The sequence below is a fragment of the Bacteroidales bacterium genome, assembly GCA_029210725.1.
Taxonomy (GTDB): Bacteria; Bacteroidota; Bacteroidia; order Bacteroidales.
Genome location: JARGFM010000045.1, coordinates 1 through 19,976, shown reverse-complemented (window position 1 = coordinate 19,976; position 19,976 = coordinate 1). Strand labels below are relative to the sequence as shown.

Here is a 19,976-nt window from a genome sequence, read left to right as displayed (position 1 = left end):
AAGATACCGCATTTTCTCTTTGCGAAAAGACCCCCGGAAAAGCCTATATTTACGTTACCAGATCAGGAGTTCTGAATTTATGGATTCTGCTTGTCATTGATAATAAAATTCACAAAATTGTAGAACAACTCACTTCAAACTTGATTCGAATACTATGAAACCCCAGAGCCAATCCCCCCGGAAAGTAGACAGACGAAGCTTCATTAAAGCAGCAGGTGCAGCTACAGCCTTCACCATTGTCCCCCGGTTTGTCCTTGGAGGCCCGGGATATGTAGCCCCCAGCGATACGGTATATATCGCCGGCATTGGCGCTGGTGGAAAAGGCGAGTCGGATCTTACCTCCTGTGCTGAAAGCAGGCATGCAAAAATATCCTTCCTGTGCGATGTGGATGACCGCATGGCGGTGCAATCCAAAAAGAATTTTCCCGATGCCAGGTACTACAGGGATTTCAGGGAATTGCTGGATAAGGAACACATGAATATAGATGCGGTTGTCGTATCCACTCCGGATCACACTCATGCAGTGGCAGCCATGGCTGCCATGCAGCTTGGTAAGCATGTGTATGTGCAAAAACCACTTACTCACAGCATCGGTGAGGCCAGGGCCCTGACTGAAGCAGCAAAAAAATACAAGGTAGTTACCCAGATGGGGAACCAGGGTGCTTCTGAGGAGCCTGTCAGGAGAATGAAAGAGCTTGTGGATGCCGGATTGATTGGCCAGGTAAACCGGGTTTATGCCTGGACCGACAGACCTGTATGGCCCCAGGGCATTGCCGCACCCACTGGCAAATACGAAATTCCCCGTGAGCTGGACTGGGACCTCTGGCTGGGGCCTGCGCAGGTTATTGACTACAATCCGGCTTACCTGCCCTTCAACTGGCGGGGCTGGTGGCGGTATGGAACAGGTGCCCTGGGCGACATGGGTTGCCATGTGATGGATCCGGTTTTCAGAATCCTGCCCATCGACTATCCCACCGAAGTGGAATGCAGTGCCACCGCAGCCTACGAGGGCTTTTTCCAGGTGGCCAGGTATACCGAAAGCTGTCCGTCTTCCTCCATCACTCATTTAACATTCCCCCGAACCGATGGCCCTGGAAACATCCTGCTGACCTGGATGGATGGAGGCCTGCGTCCCCAGATGCCCGGGGAACTTCCGGCGGACCATGAGATGGCCCAACTGACCAACGGGGTGATCTTCGAAGGCAGCAAGGGAAAACTCATCGGGAATTATGGCACCGATCCCCTTCTTCTGCCTCTTTCACTGAACGAGCAAATAGCAGCAGTTCCTAAAACTGAAAAAAGGGTGCCGGAAGGACACTATGTGGCCTGGGTGGAAGCCTGTATGAAAGGACAGGGGGATTCTGACCTGAGCTCCAGGTTTGAATATGCCGGACCATTCACAGAAGCTGTACTGATGGGCAACCTGGCTATCCGGAGTTACCAGCTGGAAGTCAGTGAAGGTGGAGATTCGTCATATCCTGGTCGGAAGAAATTGCTCTGGGATGCCGGAAACATGAAAATTACTAATTTCGATCCGGCCAATGAATTTGTAATGCGCAGGTACAGAGAAGGCTGGAGCCTGTGAGTATAAGGTCCGAACTGCCAACATTGCCAACATTTTAAAAGAGCAATTTGTAACCGAAGCGCCCGGAATGGCCTCCAATGTCATCCGTTTCCTGTCTGAATAAGCCCCAGTGCATCCCGGTCTTTCTTCTTTAGTCCCTGTACTACCAGCTCATAGCTATTGTCGATGAGAAAGCCTTCGCTTACACCGGGTTTGGCCAGGCAGTAGTCACGGATCATTTCGATGTTTATGATTTCCAAGGTGTCCTTGTATGTCAGTTTCACATTAGCTGCTGAAATATAAGGAATTGAAAAATAAAAACAGTGACCGTTGGAAAACAACAGCGTATCTAAATACCGTGAGACCCCTACGCTCTCCTACTCCTTCCGGATGGACCACCCGCCTTTCAATCCGAAGACAAACCATCCAAGGAACAGGGCCCCTACAGCAAATATGGTATCTCCGATAACCCTGAGCCACCGTACTGTCTCCAGGGCGGGTGTTTCAAGGAACTCGGCCGACCGGGCATACCATAAGCCATGTTTTACACTGGCCACAGTTTGTGCCAGGCCGACAGGCAACACACTGAGCACGACCATTGCCAGGAGACCAATATTGATCGACCAGAAGGCGATTTTTATAGGACGTTCCTTCCATTTCGCTTCAAGATCCATGTCCCTCAGCACAAACAGCATCAGGCCAATTCCAAGCATGCCATATACCCCAAATAATGCGGTATGGCCATGCACCGGTGTGGTATTCAGCCCCTGCATATAATAGAGCGCGATTGGTGGATTGATTAGAAAACCAAATATTCCTGCCCCCAGAAAATTCCAGAAGGCCACAGCTATAAAGAAATAGATGGGCCATTTATAGGCGCTGACCCATTCTTTTGCCCTGCTAAGCGTTATATTATGATAGGCTTCGAATCCTATTAACACAAGGGGCACGACCTCCAATGCGCTAAAACTGGCTCCAAGAGCGAGAATTGCTGTGGGTGTACCTGAAAAATAAAGGTGATGAAAGGTCCCGATAATTCCTCCGGACAGGAAAATAATTGTAGCAAACAGTACACTTGTTGTAGCAACTGATGCCCTTATTAACTGCATCCGCACAAAGAGGAAGGCAACGGCTACTGTGGCAAAAACTTCAAAAAAGCCTTCCACCCAAAGGTGGACGACCCACCATCTCCAATACTCAGCAATCGAAAGATGGGTTTGCCTTCCCCACATTAATCCTGCACCATAAAATGCCGCAATAGCAATACTCGAAATCAGGAACATAAGCAGAAGATGCCTGTTTTCGGTCCGTTGCTTTAATGCGGGCCAGAGGGCACGGGCCATCAGAAAAAGCCACAGGAGCAGGCCAATAAACAAAAATGCCTGCCAGAACCTTCCTAGATCAACGTATTCATAGCCCTGGTGACCAAAATAAAAGTTTTCTACAAGTCCAAGCTTCTGCATAACACCCATCCATTGACCTGCAAGTGAACCAACAACAATGATCAACAGGGAGATAAACAGGAAATTAACACCCGCTTTCTGATATTTTGGTTCTTTTCCTGATACAGCGGGAGCAATAAATAAACCGGTGGCCAGCCAGGAAGTGGCAATCCAGAAAATGGCAAGTTGAATATGCCAGGTTCTCGAAATGGAATAGGGCAGTACATCGGCCAGGGGAAGTCCATAGAATCCAAGACCCTCCACACCATAATGAGCCGTAATCACTCCCATCAGTATCTGAACCAGGATAAGTGCTGTAACCACCCAGAAGTATTTCAGTGTTGCCTTCATTGATGGGGTCATACGGATTCCTGACAATGGATTAACCGATGGCGCTACAGAATGATCCTCATCCTCCCGGTTGGTTGCATAATACCATCCCAGAAGTCCGATTCCAAATAACAAAATGATCACGCTGAAACCTGTCCACAAAAGCAATGCACCTGTTGGTTCATTTCCAACAAGTTTCTCAGGCGGCCAGTTATTTGTATAGGTGATATCCTTGCCCGGGCGCTCGGTAACCGTCGCCCAGCTTGCCCAGAAGAGGAAAGCGTTCATCTTGTCCATTCGTTCAGAGCCCTTTATACTGTTCGGGGGGATGCTATATGCCTCCCGCAGGTGTGCCTGATCGGGATCGTCCATAAACAGGCCCTTATAATGTTTGCTATTGGACTGAAACGCCCTTGTACGGTTTTCTGAAAGAAGCAGTGATTCTGAAGCTTCATCGTAACGATTGGACCTTAATTCTCCCTGGAGGCGTTTTTCCAGCATGGCCTGCTTTTCTGGTTCTATCTCCTCATAAGGCAGGGCAAATTCCTCCTGCGACCAGCTGTTAAGCATAAATATCGCTTCACGATGCAACCAGTCGGCTGTCCAGTCAGGAGCTTTATAGGCACCATGGCCCCATATGGTTCCGACCTCCTGGCCACCCATGGATTGCCAGACATTCTGTCCGTCTCTGATATCTGCTGCAGTAAAAAGGACGGTCCCGTCAGCCGAGATCACCTTCCCGGGTATGGGCGGAGCTTCGCGGTAAATTTCACGTCCAAAATACCCGAGTATCCCAAAGGAGATTAGGAGCACAAGAAAGAATCCTATCCATAGTTTTTTTGTCTTCATATTCAGTTTTGGTTTTAGATAATGAAACAAATATAAATATTTATTATATAATGACCCTTTTATCCTTTTATATATTATTGCTATCTTTACAGCAATTAAAAAAATACAGAGAGATGGATATAAACTTAAATACAAAAGTTGGGGAAATCGTCAGACGTAACTTCTCAACTGCCCGTATCTTTGAGGCACAGAAAATAGATTTTTGTTGCGGTGGAAATATTTCACTGGAACTGGCAGCCAAAAAGGAAGGGGTCGATACCAACATCCTGTTGGCAGAATTGAATGCAGTGCTTCAGAAGAAGGATAAAGATTCAGAATTAATTGAATCCCTCTCCATGAAAGGATTAATTGACCATATTCTTGTAACCCATCACACCTATGTCACTGAGGCCATGCCCTTCCTGTTGCAAAAACTTCAAAAATTGTGTGATGTTCACGGTGAAAATCATCCTGAATTACACGAAGTAAGAGCTTCCTTTATTGATGCTGCTGCGAATTTATCTGCCCACATGAAAAAGGAAGAACTCATCCTTTTTCCCTATATTCGCCAGCTGGAGAAGTACCGCCTCGAAGGAGGTCCCAAACCTGACAAAACGGGCCTGGCCCAGGCTGCTATAAAGGAAATGGAAGCCGAGCATCAGGTTGAAGGAGAACGGTTTATGAAACTGACTGAAATCACGAGTAATTACAAGGTTCCACCCGATGGTTGTAATACCTTTGAGGTGACCTACAAGACCCTTGAAGAATTTGACAACGATTTACACAGACATATACACCTTGAAAATAATATTCTTTTTCCCAAGGCCTTGCGGCTTGAACAAGCGGTAAGCCCAAACACCTGATCTATGCTTACTAAAAGTACAGAATACGCCATAAGGGCCCTTGTGTATGTTCAGCTCCAAAACTGGAAAGAAATGCGTCCCGGAGTTCCTGAGATCGCACTTGAAATTGAGGCTCCTGCGGCTTTTACTGCTAAAATCCTGCACATACTCTCATCACGCAGCATCCTGGAGTCAATGAAAGGTCGTGGAGGAGGTTTCTTTTTTGCTGATAACCAATCCGATTTATCCCTGTACCAGGTTATCATGGTCATGGAGGGCGATAAGCTCTTCACCAAATGTGGATTCGGCTTAAAAAACTGTAGCGATGCCAATCCCTGTCCATTGCATGACCGGTACGCCATCCTTCGGGACGATCTGCTAAAGATGGCTCATTCGGAAACCATCGGTTCATTGGCCCGGAAAATTAACTCCGGGCAGGCGGTTCTGAACAGGGCAATCCCCGCTGGTCTTGTTATTTAGAACAATTAATACATTAGAAATATTTATTGAGATGGCAATTAAAGAAGTAATGATAGAAGAAGGGTGCACCTCCTGCGGAATGTGTGAGGAAATATGCCCTGAAGTATTTGAAATGCCGGATGAAGCTCAAGTCATTGAAGGTGCCGATTTCAGTAATCATGAAGCCAACATTAAAGAGGCAGCTGAAAGTTGCCCGGTTGAAATAATTAAATACAAAGAGGGCTGAATATGAGTGAATTAATTAACAACTCCAGGTTCCGTAAGGATCGCCTGAAAGAGTTGATCCTCGGCCTGCATAGTGGAGAATCCCCTGAAAAAGTCAGGCAGGAATTGATTTCTACCTTAAAATCGGTACCCTATGGTGAAGTTGTGGAAGTTGAACAGGAACTTATAAGTGAAGGGCTTCCTGAATCGGAAGTGCTTAAACTCTGTGATATTCACGGAGAGGTACTGGAGGGTCATGTGGATTTGAGTGGAGCAAAAGAGATTCCTCCCGGGCACCCGGTAGATGTATTTATCCAGGAAAACAAAGCAATAAAGAAAGCCATCCAAAAATCCAACGACCTTCTTCATTCTCTGAATAAAGTGCCGGAAGATAACTTCAGGGCATTCATCCTTGTACTTCAGTCCGCCTTCAATGAACTGATGGATATTGATAAACATTACAAAAGAAAAGAATACCTGGTCTTCCCCTATCTCGAGCGGAATGAAATCACGGGTCCGCCAAAGGTCATGTGGGGAAAGCATGACGAGATCAGGGAACAACTCAGGGGATGTATCGCCCTGCTAAAAGAACAAGATCTTTCTGAACAAGATCTTTCTGATGCCCTGGAGCTGCTTTTTTACCCGGTATTAAAAGCCCTCAGCGATATGGTTCAAAAGGAGGAGGAGATTCTGTTCCCAATGTGCATGGATATGCTCACTGTGGACGACTGGTGGAATGTGCAAAAGCAGACGCTTGAATTCGGTTTTACCCTTTATGATCCCGGGGTAGATTGGGTTCCCGAAGGATTGCAGGACGAATCGCGGGATGAAGAGATTGCCGGTAATAAGGATGGATTGGTTTCCCTTCCCTCGGGAAGCTTTTCTGTAAACGAACTGATGGCTATTCTGAATACTGCCCCTGTCGATATGACCTTCGTGGATAAGAACGACAAGGTGAAATATTTTACCCAGGGTAATCACCGGATATTTCCCCGCAGCCGTTCCATTATAAACCGCGATGTGCGCCTGTGCCATCCCCCGGGAAGCGTCGATATCGTTGAAAAGATTATAGATGACTTTAAATCCGGGAAAGCCTCTCATGCTCCCTTCTGGATTCAGATGAAAGGAAAATTTATCCTGATTGAGTATTATGCGTTGAGAGACGACAAAGGTGAATATCTTGGAACGCTCGAAGTATCGCAGGACCTGACAAATGCGAGAAGTCTGGAAGGAGAAAGACGCATTTTATCCTATGGGACCAATGATGAAGGAAAAGATGAATAGCCTGATCATTACTCCGAAAACGAAAGTTTTTGACCTGCTGGAGGCTTATCCGGGTCTGGAAGAGATCCTTATTGCACAGGCTCCGCCCTTCGCAAAACTCCGAAATCCACTGTTAAGAAAAACAATCGGAAAGGTTACTACACTCAGTCAGGCAGCCGCTGTAGGGGGATTGAAGGTTGAAGACCTGATAAACGTCCTTCGAAGGGAAGCCGGCCAGTCAGAGCTGTCTGATTTAGATAATCAAAAAACTCAATACATTACCCGGCAACCCAAATGGTTTAATAAAAGAAGGATCTCTCAGACTATCGATGTGCGTGCTATGCTCGAAGCCGGGGAACAACCCGTGCATGAGGTGTTATCCTCAGTGAAAAAACTGAAGAAAAATGAGATCCTTGGAATCATTGCCCCTTTTCTTCCGGCTCCCCTCCTTGACAAGGCTATTGGTTTAGGCTATCAACACTGGATCCGCAAGGTTTCCGAAGAGGAGATACATATCTATTTTAAGAAATAATCAACAGGCATAAACAGTATTTCATCACCTCTAATAAGGTAAAGCAAAGGGCTGCTCCGTTTCCGGCTCCTTTACATATTCAAACCAGTCATAATCAGCACTGGCTTTGCATGCCGATCCATTCCCTGTTGTGTAAAGCCCCACATATACGCCTGTAAATCCACCAACGGTTTCTGAACTAAGAAACTTCGCATCAACCGATTGCAGATCAATGAACTCTCCATCTCCCTGAGAATAGGAGAACGTAAAAATAGTTTTCCCGCCTTTGATCTTCAGGCTTACCGGCCCCGGGCCGATTTCAACTTTTTTCGATTCATGGGTAAGCGATCCGAACTGAAGCGTTACCGAAAGGATTCGCTTACCGCCTGAACGTCCCACCATGATATCAAAATGGCTTCCGTTGTTCAGGAGGATCATTCCTGCTGCTTCATTCTCATTGTCCGGATTAAAATCCAGGCTTGTCACCGCACTGAAAAACATATCCTGTAATCTTCTTCCCACAAATGTGGGGGTATCGTTATCCCCTATCTTTACCGCTGATCCTTTCAATCTTAAATAACCAGGGCGTTCAGTGACAGAGTAATTCCCGTATACCGGAAAGCGGAAATAATTCCATTCCAATCCAGGCCTGCCGGAGTCAAAACCGATCCTGGAAGGTTTTTTCTCAAAAGGATGCAGGGGCAATGTGGGACAGGTCATAGTGACCTTTGCGGTACCATTCCCGTTAACAACCGGCCATCCGTTCTTCGGCCAGGTGACCGGTGCCAGGCAGGTTTCCCTCCCAAGTGTATGATGGATGCCAGACCCTCCCAGGTTCCTGTACCCGTGGAACACCATCCACCAGGAACCATCATGGGCCTGTATCATGTCGGCATGACCCACACCCTGAATCGGATTGCCCTGTCCGGCCGCATTGGCATGTGCCAGGATGGGATTGGAGCGGTTTTCTGTATAAGGTCCCCAGATGCTCTGGCTCCGGGCAATAGTCTCTGAATGCGCCTCTTCGGTACCTCCTTCAGCAGCCATTAAATAGTAAAAGCCGTCCTTTTTGTAAATATGGGGCCCCTCGGCATACCTGCCACCGGTTCCGTTCCACACTTTTCGTCCTTCGGTAAGAATCTGCCCGGTCTGAATATCAATTTCATTAAGCACAAAGGTGGAGGAGATCACATAGGCTCTTCCATCCTCATCAAAAAACAGGTCCGGATCAATTCCCCCGACCTTTATCCAGGTGGGATCGGACCATGGGCCTGCAGGATCGGTGGCTGTCACGTAAAAATTGCCGCCTCCCGTGATATTGGTGGTGATCATGTAAAAGGTTCCCTCATTGTAACGCAGGGTCGCAGCAAAAATATTGATCCCGAGGGGAATCTGCTCCTCGCGTGTCAGACAATGTCCTATCTGCTCCCAGTTCACAAGATCCCTGCTGTGAAAGACAGGAACTCCGGGAAAATATTCAAAAGTGCTTGTTATCAGGTAATAGTCCTCTCCAACCCTGCACACGCTGGGGTCTGAATAAAAACCGGGAATCACAGGATTGTGATAGCTTACACGATCATCCGGATCCGGCGAGGCAGCAAAGGGATTTCCATTGTTCATCCCGATTAATATATTCGAACTGTTCTGTGCCATTAATTGTACAGCAGAGAGAATCATCACTATTAGAGCCAGTTTTTTCATACTCTTGATGTTTTGCAGTCGGGTGAAAATGACATTGTTTAACTATCTATCTACGCTGTGCGGCAAGCCACTGCATGATATGCACCGGTTTCCCGTCGACTTCAACAGGCGATCCGTCAACATCCTTCCAGCACTGGTTTACGTGGCAGTATACCCATGACCAGTGTCCGGGAAAATGATAGCCTGCCCCGCCAAACAAACCGGTGAGATCGATCACATTGTCATAATAGGAAAAATGGACATTTTTCGCCCCTGCGGCCTTCAAACGGTTGTAGACAGGGATGACAGTCCTGTCAGGAATAGTGGTCTGATCGTCCGCTGAATGAACAAACCAGATTGGAACATTTTTTATGCTGTTTATTTTTTCATCGGAAATGTATTGCGACTGGTAGGCCAATGCGCTGATGTATCCTGCAGCAAAATAGTTGGGATGTTCGAGGATCAGCTTCAGGCTCATATATCCACCATTGGAGCATCCACCCACATAGATCCTGTCGGTATCAATATTGCTATGGCTGCTCACAAAAGCCCGGATCAGTTCCATAAGAGCCCCGTGATACATATCTTCTTCTTTCCCTTCAGTCATGACTCCTTTGTCATTGTGCATCCAGGCTCCCGGGCACTGGGGAACCAGGACATAGGCCCCCTTAAAAATTGCCTGGATTTCTTCCGATGCATAATTGGCTGCGCGGTTAGCAAGCAGTGCGGTACTGGGATCGGCTCCTCCCTCTCCGCCCCCATGGAGCCAGATGATCAGGGGTATCTTATTCCCGGTTGTTTCAGGGATATGGAATGCATAGGACATGTTGATCCCCTCACGGGACGAGAACCGGCCCGAAAGGTCAAATCTCTCCAGCTCTTTGCTGAAGCGACCTGCCTGGGTATCCCATACCCGGTTGGCTGTTTTATCTACAATGGTCATCTGGTAATCAACCCAGACGTTTCCCCTGCATGCTCCCTCGCCCCTTACATAAGCAAAAGGATTGCCAAGAGTAAGCAGGGGACTTACAAATAGTACAATTGTTACATGCCGGCCACTTTCCATCCGGTTTCCCCGGTTGTCGGAAACATAAGCCGTTATAACTGTCCTCTCTCCGGCTGCAGCTTCCCCGGTGATCTCCACGCAGTCTGAATGCCTGCTGGCATATACGGCAAAAGTCCCTGGATCGGTGCTGGTCACGGTTTCTCCCATTGAAAGGATTACCTTGCTTACGCCTGGACCCCAGTCGAAACCATCCACCACCATTGTATATTCTCCACCTGTCTTTTGTCCGTAAGCTACCTTCAGTCCGGAGTGAGGATTACCGGCTGAAAGAGCGCTGGCATTGGATACCAGGATCAGTAGAGTAACGAAGAGCAGCATTCTTTTCATGATATAATCTTTTAAGGTTTAAATAAATTTCCCCGGGCAGTTAAACAGCCCGACCGGGTTGTTTCTATTTGTTTATTTCTGTCCGGATAAGTATCACCCCATTGGCCCCACGGGTCCCGTATATACTTGCATCTGATCCTTTCAAAACACTCAGGGAGGAGACATCATTGGGATTAACCATTGAATAGACCACCGAAAAATCCGTTCCCATCGCCATTCCGTTCACTACAAAAAGGGGACTTGTATCCGCCATAAATGAGGAGGAGGTCCCATCCACCACAAATTGTGCATATGCCCCCCGGCCGCTCCTGATGCGAACACCTGGCAACTGCTGCAGCATCATTTCCAAACTGAGGTTTGATGGCCTCTCCCTGTTGGGCTGTACCTTTATATTGGATTGGTTCGTATTCCTGGCTCCTGTTATCTGATACCCGCTATCTACAATTTCAGGTTCTTCCTGCCTTTTTTCCGAACCTGCAGACTGGCTGCTGACGCATCCGGTGATCATTATGGCCAGATACAGAGCCATTACTTTCAAACAATCATGAAATAGTATGTTCATGGCCTCTACGAGTTGGAGTTAAACGGTACAATTTAATCATTTACCGGCATTGTCACACGGCGCTTTTCACCGTTGTAATCAATCAAGGTTACATATTGTGCATAGGAAGGTAACCAGAGTCGCCGTCCCGACTGGGACAGATAACTGTTCCCGTAGTAAAATTCCTCCCGGTAGGAGAGGCTCTCCTGCAGGTGAACAATGGCTGCAACATCATGTGGCTCCAATTCAATGGAGTGGTAAGGGATCGAACTTCTGAACAAACCCAACGGACCCCGGTTCTGCGCTGAGATCACCAGCAGTGAACCATCCCCGGCCTGCAACTTAACAAGGCTCTTCCCATCGCCCGGGATAATAATCCCGCTATTTTGCATGGAGAGGGGATTGAAATTTCCTTTCCCGTCACCCTGCAGGAGCATTCCGTTCAGGGCATCATAACGCCCCTCACGAATCTCATTCCCGTAATCGTTTCCTGTCAGCAGGATATCAGGCAGGGCATCGCCTGTAAAGTCCCCGGTCAGTATCGAAAACACAGGTGCCAGCTGGACTTCCGGGGGAAGAGGATGTACAACAAATTCTTCATTGCCCCTGTTCTCCACCCAGCTTGTCAACTGGTAATTGGCTTTCAACAGAAGCGTTGTTGCATCCGGAAGCCTCTCCATTAACTCCTCTATGGTAGCCCGGCCAAACGCTTTATGCTCCGGGAACAACTCCCTTAGCTTATGCAGCTGTTTTTCCATATCAGTACGCCCGAAGAACGGATATTCCCCTGGTTCATCCTGTTCGTTTGTGAAATAGCTTGTTGGTATCAGGTCCAGCGAATTGTCATTGTTATAATCACCCGCATAAAGGCTGACCGGGTGAGATACACTTGCTTTAAGCAGGGAGTTGCTGCCCAGGTTGCCTGCCACGTAATCCATGTCACCGTCCATGTCAAAATCGGCCGATGCCAGGCTGTTCCACCACCCTGTAGCCTGCCCTCCCCCGATAGGGATCATCCGTTCAAATTTTCCTTCATTATTGATCAGCAATGTCAGGGGCATCCACTCTCCGGCCAGGAGCAGGTCGACCCAGCCATCGTTGTTAAAATCGGTCCACAGGGCATCACTGATAAGCCCAACCTCGTTCAACCCTGGTATTAAAGCCTCATTCCCTATGCTGTAATTTCCCTTGCCATCATTTATCAGCAGGTAACTGTTCACAGGCAGGGGATAGTTGGCAGGATGTACACGTCCCCCCACAAAGAGGTCAAGGTCGCCATCCCTGTCAAAATCGGCCGCCTTTACACAGGAACCGCTCGAAAGGAGATCAGGCAGTGCACTTTCTGCCTCCAGAAACCTTCCATTCTCATTCAGGAAAAGCCGGTCCCTGTAGGAAGAGTCGGTTATTTCATATTCATACCCCCCGCTTACAAGATAGAGATCCTCATCCAGGTCATTATCCGCATCGAAAAAAAGAACGCCAAGTTCCTCTTCCCTTTTGCCCTCTCCTTCTTCACCCGGTAGCAGATCCGACTCCAGGAATCCACCCTCCGGCAACTGCAGAAAAAACCTTCCTTTGTAAAAACGCGATCCCCCGATATAAAAATCCTCCAGTCCATCCCCGTTTACATCAGAAACCGCCATGCCCGGACCCAGTTGAGAAAGCTTATGTAAGAGCAGGGGTTGTACATTATAATCGATATAATCACGCTCGGGAGGTATAAAGTCAAGGCCCCAATCCCTGCTTACCTCCTTGAAAACAGAGACAGTGGCAGCAGAGGTTCGGATAACTTCCGGTATGGCGTCCCTGTAATCAAGGGTCAGGACCTGGTTCACTGCCACCTTGTGAAGCACCTGTACCTTCCCGCCAGGCCATTCAACCCGAACCGAGTCGAGGAGCTCTATGCCGCCAAGTCCAAAATGAGCACCCATTTGCACGGTGGCATGGTATCCCCTGTAGGGCGTGTTCTCCCACATCTGCTGTTTCCCGTTATAATAGATCTCCACAATGGCTCCCAGTCCGTTCAGATTATGTTCCCCTCCCTTCATCTCCATTTGCAGCCAGTTGGCCTTCTCAGGTTCCTTCTCCAAAAGCATGTTCCTGAATACAAATGCACTGTCGTTGATATTGTTGACAACGTAGTCAAGGTCCCCGTCATTGTCAAGATCCCCGCAGGCCGCACTGGAGGAAAATGAAGCTTCGTCAATTCCCCAGTCCTTCGACACTTTTAAAAAACGGGGAATCCCGCCCGCCTCTGTCAGCTGGTTCTTGTAAGCGTAATTGTTAATTTTTACCGATGGAATGAGAGTCAAAGGGACTACCCGGTCCATATAATTGCCCCGCATTGTCATGAAATCACCGAAATCATGATCTGTAATGTCCTTTGGGAAACCGTTTGTGATGATCATATCCCTGAACTGGTCATGATCAAAATCAGCCAGCATGGGTGTCCAGCTCCAGTCGGTGGCATGTATCCCGGAGTAGAGACTCACATCACTGAACAGAAGCTGGCCGTTATCGGGCCTGGTCCCCTGGTTGAGTTGCAGCACGTTGCGTACGTGCTGGTAAGTATATCCGAACGTTTCGTTGTTCAGATAGGATACGTAATTGTAGGGCTGAAGAAAGACCTTCCGACGGAAATTATCTTCAGGCAACATGTCAAGCACGAAGATATCTGCAAGTCCGTCATTGTTCATATCGGCGATATTCATTCCCATGGCCGAATAACAGGTATGCTTCAGATACTCCCCGGAGCGGTCTGTAAAAGTCCCGTTGCGGTTGTTCATAAAGAGCATATCCGGCGAATTATAGTCGTTTGAGACATAGATGTCCTTCCAACCGTCCCTGTCTATGTCGACGATATTCAGTCCCAGGCTGAATCCACCCCTGGCAATCCCAGCCTGTGCCGAGATCTCCCTGAACACGGGGTGAGCGGGAATTGAATCGTACCTGTTCTCATATAACCTGTCCGTATTTGCCTCTGCCCTGGGATCCTTCTTATACCAGTATCCATTTGGTGTCAGTTTGGCATCAAAGTGATTCACTGCCAGGTACAGGTCAAGATCCCCGTCGTTGTCGTAATCGAAAAACGCGGCTGCTGTTGTATAACTTGTATCTGCAATTCCATACTCTTCAGCCATTTCAATGAATACCGGCGATTCACCTCCCTGGTCCCCCTGGTTTACAAACAGCTGGTTGGCCCTTCTCATTCCCGGTTCATAGGCAGTGGCACATACATAGATATCAAGCCGGCCATCGTTGTTGATGTCCACCAGGGCCACCCCCGAACTCCATCTGTCAGCCCCCTCAATCCCGGCCGTTGCTGAGACGTCCCTGAACTTCCAGTTTCCCCGGTTCAGGTAGAGGCGGTTATCCACCATGTTTCCCGAGAAAAAGAGATCCTGCAAACCATCATTGTTAAAGTCCCCCACCGCCGCACCTCCCCCATTGTAGATATATTCAAATGCCAGGATATTGTATTGTTCATTCTCGGTGATCCTGTTCGAAAAGGTGATTCCGGTTCTCCCGGGCTTCACTCTTTCAAACAGGGGGTCCTCCCCTGAGCACGAACCCAGGCCCAGTATGAACAACAACAGCATCAAAATGGAATTCGCCGATCTCATAATTTACACTATGATTTTTCAATACTACTTTACAGAGCAGAAAAAATAAACATACAGAAAAATCCCGGAAAGAGAACGCTAATTTTCCTTCCGGGATTTGAATTATAGTGAACTATTATGCTACCATTCGGGGTTCTGAACAAGCCGCGGCTCCCCATCAACAACGCTCAGCTCCACCTGAACGATGGGCAGGGGATACAGCATATGCCTCTGTTCAAATTCAAATGCATTGGCAAGATAGGCTATCCTGGTCTTTTCAACTTCAAGGAAATCATTCAGAACTGTAATGGCATCGTCCCACCTTTTGAGGTCGAACAGGCGATGCCCTTCCATTCCCAGTTCCAGCCTGCGCTCCATCTTCAGGGCTGCAAGGGCCTTCGTGGCATCCCATCCTGCGGGAGGATAGGTCCCTATATTATAGGTTGCCCAGGTGATCGATGCATCATTCATTGGTACGACAACGGGTCCGCCTACAGGTCCCTGGGCAGACTGTGCGGCCCTGGTCCTGATCTCGTTGATCAGGTCCCTAGCATTGTCGAGCGAACCGGCATGAATCTCAGCTTCCGCCAGCAATAACATCACATCTGCATAACGGAGAAGGTGGCGGTTCAGTGAATTGAGCTGATACGGAGCCCAGCCTACTGCACTGGCGGCACCAGCAGCCTGCTCATAAACCGTTTTCTTAATGCTGAAAGGTCCTGCCCATGCCCGGTCCCTGATCCAGCCGGCCTCGTGGTTTCCCCAGTCCAGGAAGGGAACGTCATCCCTCCCTACGGTCCAGTCCAGACGCGGATCCACAACATCACCCGGGGCCAGGATAGCACTATTCCAGGAACCATCCAGGAAGGGAAGTCCGTTTGCATCCACCTTGAATGCATTCACAAGATTATAGGATGCCTGGTGGAAGCCGCAGCAGCCAAAGGGGCTTCCGCTGTGGGGATAGTTCAGGCGATCGGGATGATTGCCGTTCTCTCCACCCCCGGCTCCGTCGTTGACAGAAGCCTGGTAGGCCAGCACCGTCTCCGGTCCGTTGTTGTGCGCCACATCAAAGACAAAATGATAGTTCGTCTCAAGGCTATAGGGACCGTTGTTCACCACATCAGTGAGGGTGGTCAGCGCTCCTGCCCAGTCTTCCTGGAAAACCTGGACCTTACCTAAAAAGGCTTTGGCGGTCCACCTTGTAACCCTTCCGACAGCTGCCTGGGTTTCAGGGAGGAGGCTGATGGCATCTTGAAGATCCTCTATCACATCGTTCATAGGTGTTACACCCACGTTTGTCTTCCTGAAATCAACATCTTCTTCTGTATAATAGGGAATATTTCCGAATATCTTAGCAAGTTCGAAATGATAGAATGCTCTTAAAAAGAGGGCCTCTCCCGTGATCCTGTCCTGGTCATCCTGGGAGATACCCTCTACCTGGGCCAGGAGGGATAGTGCTGCATTGGCCCTGCTGATGGCATCATAATGCCCCGACCATTTCTCGTTCATTCCGGCGTCGGCATTACCGCTCGACCATTGGTAGAGTTCTATATCCGTAGTAGTCTGGTTATCGCCAGGCTCCGAGCCTTTATAGGCATCATCAGATGCAACGCTGCCAAAGACCCAGTTACTGGTGGCCGATACGATCCCCCCGGAGGAGGCCTGGCCGTCCAGGTAGGAATAAGCAGCGATCAGGTTCCCTTCCACCCCTTCCTGGTTGGCCAGGGTGAGAGCATCCAGGTTCCCCTGGGCCGGCCTGTTCAGAAAATCTTCGCTACAGGCAAACAGCATGATGAGAAAAATCGCGATAATTCCCGGTGTTTTAATCATGTTCTTCATCGCTTTATATTTTAAAAGTTTGCATTAATTCCGATTGAAAAAATCCTGTTGGCCGGGTAGGGTCCGTAGTCGATCCCCATGGCCTGGTCGGACTGGTTTCCGGAAGAGCCCGTTGTACTGATGGTGGGCAGTGCCGGATCAAGACCGGTGTATTTGGTGAGGGTAAACAGGTTCTGGCCCTGAATATAGATTCGGATATTCTGGAACCACCCTGCCTTCGGCACAGTGTAACCAAGCTGCAGATTCTTCATCCTGAGGTAGGAACCATCCTCCACGTAGAAGCTGCTATATTGATCGCTGAACTGGTCATTTTGATCAAGCAGGGGATATTTAGCGTCCGTGTTTGTCGGTGTCCAGGAGTCGGTCAGACGGTCCTGACGAACGTTTGTACTATAGAGCCGGAACACAGTGAACTCATAGTTCTGATTCCATATATCATTTCCATAAGAACCGAACAGGAACATGCTCATGTCGAAGTTTTTCCAGCTGGCAGAGAAATTCACCCCCCCGGTAAAGTCGGGATGGGGATTCCCGATAATGGTCCTGTCCTCAGCATTTATCGCTCCATCTCCATTCACGTCTTCGTAACGGAAACGACCCACAGCCTTTCCATCCTGGGTGGCATGTGCATCCACCTCACCCTGGTTCTGGAAGATTCCGTCCTGCTTATAACCATAGAATGAGCTGATAGGATAACCCACCTGGTTGATCACAAAGGTACCTTTCCGTCCTCCCTGGGGTCCGTAGAAGAAGTCCTGTACTCCGTCGATCTGGACAATCTCGTTGGTATAGTGACTGCCGATAAACTCTATTTCCCACTGGAATTCGCCGGTAAGCTTGCTGCGGTAACCAACAGAGAAGTCGATCCCTTTGTTTTCCATGGTCCCGATGTTGACGATCGGGGGACTTGCCTGTCCGGCAGTAGCAGGAATTTGCGGTCCGTACAGAAGATCATTAACAGTACGTGTGTAATAGTCGAATACCACGTTGATCCTCCTGTCAAGCAGGGAGAGATCGAACCCGATGTTGGCGGATACGTTCTCTTCCCATTTCAGGTCGGGATTTCCAAGCGCGGTAAGGCGATATCCGGTAACAATGGATGAATTGGTCCCGTTGATATCATAAAAAGTATTTGAGGTACTTCCCCCGTACTGGTTGGCTGTCCTCCCGGCAGGGATATTCTGGTTACCTGTTATTCCCCATCCGCCGCGGAACCTCAGGTCGCTAAGCCAGATCAGGTTACTCATGAAGGATTCCTCAGAGATACGCCAGCCTGCACTGAAGGCCGGGAAGACCCCGTAACGGAAATTAGGTCCGAACTTGGAGGAACCGTCCCTCCTTACCGTAGCGCTCAGGTAGTATTTGCTGGCAAAATTATAATCAATTTTTCCAAACATCGAAACAAGGGAACTTACCGCTCCATAGCTGTATACAGTCTTGGTGCTTGGATCACCAAGTGCGTCCTGGATGTACCAGGCAGGCAGGTCGGTTGATACATATCCGGCCATACTTCCATTAAGGGAGTTCCTTTTATAATCGATGGCTTCATATCCGGCCAGGGCATTGATGTTGTGATTGCCGAAAGAGTTCACATAATTAAGCGTATTGGTCCAGGTCCATTCCATTTGGGTTGCATAATTCTCGTTCATGCTCCAGACCATTGTGGGTTCCGAGTTTTCAGGTGTCGGGTAATTGAACCCTTTGAAAAGGGAATTGCTCAGGTTCACACCGAAACTTGATTTTAACTGCAGCCCTTCTATGATTTTCAAAGAGGCAAACATATTTCCGACAACATTGTTTTGAGTGTTTACATTGTCCTTGGAGCTGTACGCCTGTTTGACCGGGTTGGTACCGTTACCCAGGGAATTGGCTTTTGCACCGGCAAAGTATCCGTCGATGTCGTAGACAGGAACAATGGGCTGCATTTTAATTATATTATTGACGATTGATCCTTCACCCATGTTCTGGTTTGTTGTACTGTAGGATCCCAATCCAGCTACCATGTTCATACGCGAGATGGCAAAATTTTCACCCACACTCAGGCGTCCGAATTTGAACTCCGTATTAGCCCTGATGGAATACCTGTCCATCCAGTTATATTTCATGGTACCATCCTGGTTGTAATACTGCATGGAAACATTGTAGACCGAATTGTCGCCACCTCCGCTCATACCAATGTTATAATCCTGGACCAGCGAGGGATCGAAAACCTCATCCCACCAGTCAGTTCCGGGAGAAGCTTCCATGATCAGATTATCCGGCCAGGAGTAGAGACTCTCGTCCACCGTCATGGTCTGGTTTACTCCATCATTGGGCCATAAATAATTAGGCAGGGATGGATTATTGGGGTCTCCGTAAATATTTGTCGGAACCGGTAACCCGGCATTTTCATAACTCTGCTTTACAATGGAATGATAGTCCAAAGCATCCTGGATCAGGATCTGGTTCAGACCTTTCACCGGATTCTGCACACCCATGTTCACATCTACATTTAACCTGGCTTTCCCCTTCTGGCCCTTCTTTGTTGTAATAATGATGACCCCATTGTTGGCGCGTGCACCGTACACCGATGCCGTTGAGGGGTCCTTCAATACCTGCATGGACTCTATATCGTTAGGATTCAAAAAATTCAGGTCTGCCGTTTCAATCGGTACCCCGTCTACGATATAGAGCGGATCGTTGTCGGTAAAGGAGCTGATCCCCCTGATTCGGACCGTGTTCCGGCTACCTGGCTGACCGTTGATATTCACGGAAACGCCGGAGGCGCGTCCTTCCAGTTTCTGCAAAACACTTGCAGAGGTGATCTGGTTCATATCGTCCGTGTTCACGATAGCTACTGCACCGGTAATATCCGCTTTTCGCACGGAGGTATACCCGGTTACCACGATCTCATCGAGTGCAGTCACATCCGCTACCAAAACAGCGTCGACCGTTGTCTGATCGCCCACAGTGTAAGCTACTGTAGAGTAGCCAATGTAAGAAAATACAAGGACCGCATCAGGTCCTGGTACATTGATAGTGTACTTTCCGTCCACATCAGTTACTGCTCCCTGCACAGTTCCCTGGATCACAATGTTTACTCCGGGAAGTGGTCCCAGCTCCTCAGAGGTCACCGTTCCGGTAACCGTTCTAACCTGAGCGTAGGCTGCGCCAAAGGCAAGGCAAATTAGTAAGAGTGATAAGATGACACCCTTCTTGTTTTTAGTAATACGCATGATAGGTTTAGTTTAAATTAGGGTTAGTTTCAACTTGGGCTATTAGAGTCTCATTTTACGGTTGGACCGCAAAATGATATCCTCATCCTTTTTGAGGTTTGGTTAGGTTTAGTTTCGTTTCGTTTCGTTCTAACACAATAATAAAATAATATTTCGTAATTTTAACCTGGATTATTCATAAATAAAAGGGAATTGTTCATTGAAAATGCTGAAAAGTCAGTAAATTCAAGTTGTTCAGAACA

The 19,976-nt window shown here is 48.3% G+C and carries 14 protein-coding genes; 6 read left to right on the top strand and 8 right to left on the bottom strand.

Translation table 11 applies throughout. The features are described from left to right. Window positions 1-154: 154 nt before the first annotated feature. Complete coding sequence (locus tag P1P86_15800) at window positions 155-1,585, top strand: Gfo/Idh/MocA family oxidoreductase (GenBank protein ID MDF1576650.1); 1,431 nt, start codon at window positions 155-157, stop codon at window positions 1,583-1,585. An 80-nt stretch (window positions 1,586-1,665) separates the two neighbouring features. Here P1P86_15800 and P1P86_15795 read toward each other — a convergent pair whose 3' ends face one another. Then, entirely contained in the window at window positions 1,666-1,848 is a 183-nt protein-coding gene (locus P1P86_15795) for a hypothetical protein (protein ID MDF1576649.1), read from the bottom strand. A 93-nt stretch (window positions 1,849-1,941) separates the two neighbouring features. Further along, complete coding sequence (locus tag P1P86_15790) at window positions 1,942-4,185, bottom strand: nitric-oxide reductase large subunit (GenBank protein ID MDF1576648.1); 2,244 nt, start codon at window positions 4,183-4,185, stop codon at window positions 1,942-1,944. 50 nt (window positions 4,186-4,235) lie between these two features. Between P1P86_15790 and ric the strand changes: the two genes are divergently transcribed. The 5 genes from ric to P1P86_15765 are packed head-to-tail and all read left to right on the top strand — an operon-like array spanning window position 4,236 to window position 7,485. Further along, window positions 4,236-5,027, top strand: a complete 792-nt coding sequence (ric, locus tag P1P86_15785; protein ID MDF1576647.1) for an iron-sulfur cluster repair di-iron protein — start codon at window positions 4,236-4,238, stop codon at window positions 5,025-5,027. Window positions 5,028-5,030: 3 nt separating this feature from the next. After that, a complete protein-coding gene (locus P1P86_15780; GenBank protein ID MDF1576646.1) occupies window positions 5,031-5,486 on the top strand; it encodes an Rrf2 family transcriptional regulator in 456 nt (151 codons plus the stop codon). Between the two features lie 31 nt (window positions 5,487-5,517). After that, window positions 5,518-5,712 carry a ferredoxin gene (locus tag P1P86_15775; protein MDF1576645.1) on the top strand — a complete coding sequence of 65 codons (195 nt, stop codon included), beginning with the start codon at window positions 5,518-5,520 and terminating at the stop codon, window positions 5,710-5,712. A gap of 2 nt (window positions 5,713-5,714) precedes the next feature. Next, window positions 5,715-6,974 (top strand): DUF438 domain-containing protein, encoded by a 1,260-nt coding sequence (locus P1P86_15770; GenBank protein ID MDF1576644.1) that lies wholly within the window; start codon window positions 5,715-5,717, stop codon window positions 6,972-6,974. Then, window positions 6,952-7,485 (top strand): DUF1858 domain-containing protein, encoded by a 534-nt coding sequence (locus tag P1P86_15765; GenBank protein ID MDF1576643.1) that lies wholly within the window; start codon window positions 6,952-6,954, stop codon window positions 7,483-7,485. Before P1P86_15770 ends, P1P86_15765 begins: the two co-directional genes overlap by 23 nt. A gap of 30 nt (window positions 7,486-7,515) precedes the next feature. On the opposite strand, the gene P1P86_15760 is transcribed toward P1P86_15765, so the two are convergent. The 6 genes from P1P86_15760 to P1P86_15735 all read right to left on the bottom strand — a co-directional run bounded on the left by P1P86_15760 (window position 7,516) and on the right by P1P86_15735 (window position 19,734). After that, window positions 7,516-9,165, bottom strand: coding sequence for a glycoside hydrolase family 43 protein (locus P1P86_15760; GenBank protein MDF1576642.1), 1,650 nt, complete (start codon window positions 9,163-9,165; stop codon window positions 7,516-7,518). Window positions 9,166-9,211: 46 nt separating this feature from the next. Further along, a complete protein-coding gene (locus tag P1P86_15755; GenBank protein MDF1576641.1) occupies window positions 9,212-10,537 on the bottom strand; it encodes a prolyl oligopeptidase family serine peptidase in 1,326 nt (441 codons plus the stop codon). A 64-nt stretch (window positions 10,538-10,601) separates the two neighbouring features. Further along, the gene (locus P1P86_15750) at window positions 10,602-11,099 is read right to left on the bottom strand and encodes a TonB-dependent receptor plug domain-containing protein (GenBank protein MDF1576640.1); all 498 of its coding nucleotides are present in this window, start codon (window positions 11,097-11,099) and stop codon (window positions 10,602-10,604) included. Window positions 11,100-11,131: 32 nt separating this feature from the next. After that, a complete protein-coding gene (locus P1P86_15745) occupies window positions 11,132-14,701 on the bottom strand; it encodes a VCBS repeat-containing protein (GenBank protein ID MDF1576639.1) in 3,570 nt (1,189 codons plus the stop codon). A 120-nt stretch (window positions 14,702-14,821) separates the two neighbouring features. Beyond that, a complete protein-coding gene (locus P1P86_15740) occupies window positions 14,822-16,519 on the bottom strand; it encodes a RagB/SusD family nutrient uptake outer membrane protein (GenBank protein ID MDF1576638.1) in 1,698 nt (565 codons plus the stop codon). Between the two features lie 11 nt (window positions 16,520-16,530). Beyond that, window positions 16,531-19,734: a TonB-dependent receptor gene (locus tag P1P86_15735; GenBank protein MDF1576637.1), complete on the bottom strand. Its 3,204-nt coding sequence runs from the start codon at window positions 19,732-19,734 to the stop codon at window positions 16,531-16,533. Between the last annotated feature and the right edge of the window lie 242 nt (window positions 19,735-19,976).

What these genes read in the sequence shown, in the direction of transcription:
- P1P86_15775 (MDF1576645.1), top strand. Translation starts at nt 5,518, where the DNA reads ATGGCAATTAAAGAAGTAATGATAGAAGAAGGGTGCACCTCCTGCGGA.
- P1P86_15740 (MDF1576638.1), bottom strand. Translation starts at nt 16,519, where the DNA reads ATGAAGAACATGATTAAAACACCGGGAATTATCGCGATTTTTCTCATC.
- P1P86_15735 (MDF1576637.1), bottom strand. Translation starts at nt 19,734, where the DNA reads ATGCGTATTACTAAAAACAAGAAGGGTGTCATCTTATCACTCTTACTA.
- P1P86_15755 (MDF1576641.1), bottom strand. Translation starts at nt 10,537, where the DNA reads ATGAAAAGAATGCTGCTCTTCGTTACTCTACTGATCCTGGTATCCAAT.
- P1P86_15745 (MDF1576639.1), bottom strand. Translation starts at nt 14,701, where the DNA reads ATGAGATCGGCGAATTCCATTTTGATGCTGTTGTTGTTCATACTGGGC.
- P1P86_15800 (MDF1576650.1), top strand. Translation starts at nt 155, where the DNA reads ATGAAACCCCAGAGCCAATCCCCCCGGAAAGTAGACAGACGAAGCTTC.
- P1P86_15780 (MDF1576646.1), top strand. Translation starts at nt 5,031, where the DNA reads ATGCTTACTAAAAGTACAGAATACGCCATAAGGGCCCTTGTGTATGTT.
- P1P86_15750 (MDF1576640.1), bottom strand. Translation starts at nt 11,099, where the DNA reads ATGAACATACTATTTCATGATTGTTTGAAAGTAATGGCTCTGTATCTG.
- P1P86_15760 (MDF1576642.1), bottom strand. Translation starts at nt 9,165, where the DNA reads ATGAAAAAACTGGCTCTAATAGTGATGATTCTCTCTGCTGTACAATTA.
- P1P86_15770 (MDF1576644.1), top strand. Translation starts at nt 5,715, where the DNA reads ATGAGTGAATTAATTAACAACTCCAGGTTCCGTAAGGATCGCCTGAAA.
- P1P86_15790 (MDF1576648.1), bottom strand. Translation starts at nt 4,185, where the DNA reads ATGAAGACAAAAAAACTATGGATAGGATTCTTTCTTGTGCTCCTAATC.
- ric (MDF1576647.1), top strand. Translation starts at nt 4,236, where the DNA reads ATGACCCTTTTATCCTTTTATATATTATTGCTATCTTTACAGCAATTA.
- P1P86_15765 (MDF1576643.1), top strand. Translation starts at nt 6,952, where the DNA reads ATGATGAAGGAAAAGATGAATAGCCTGATCATTACTCCGAAAACGAAA.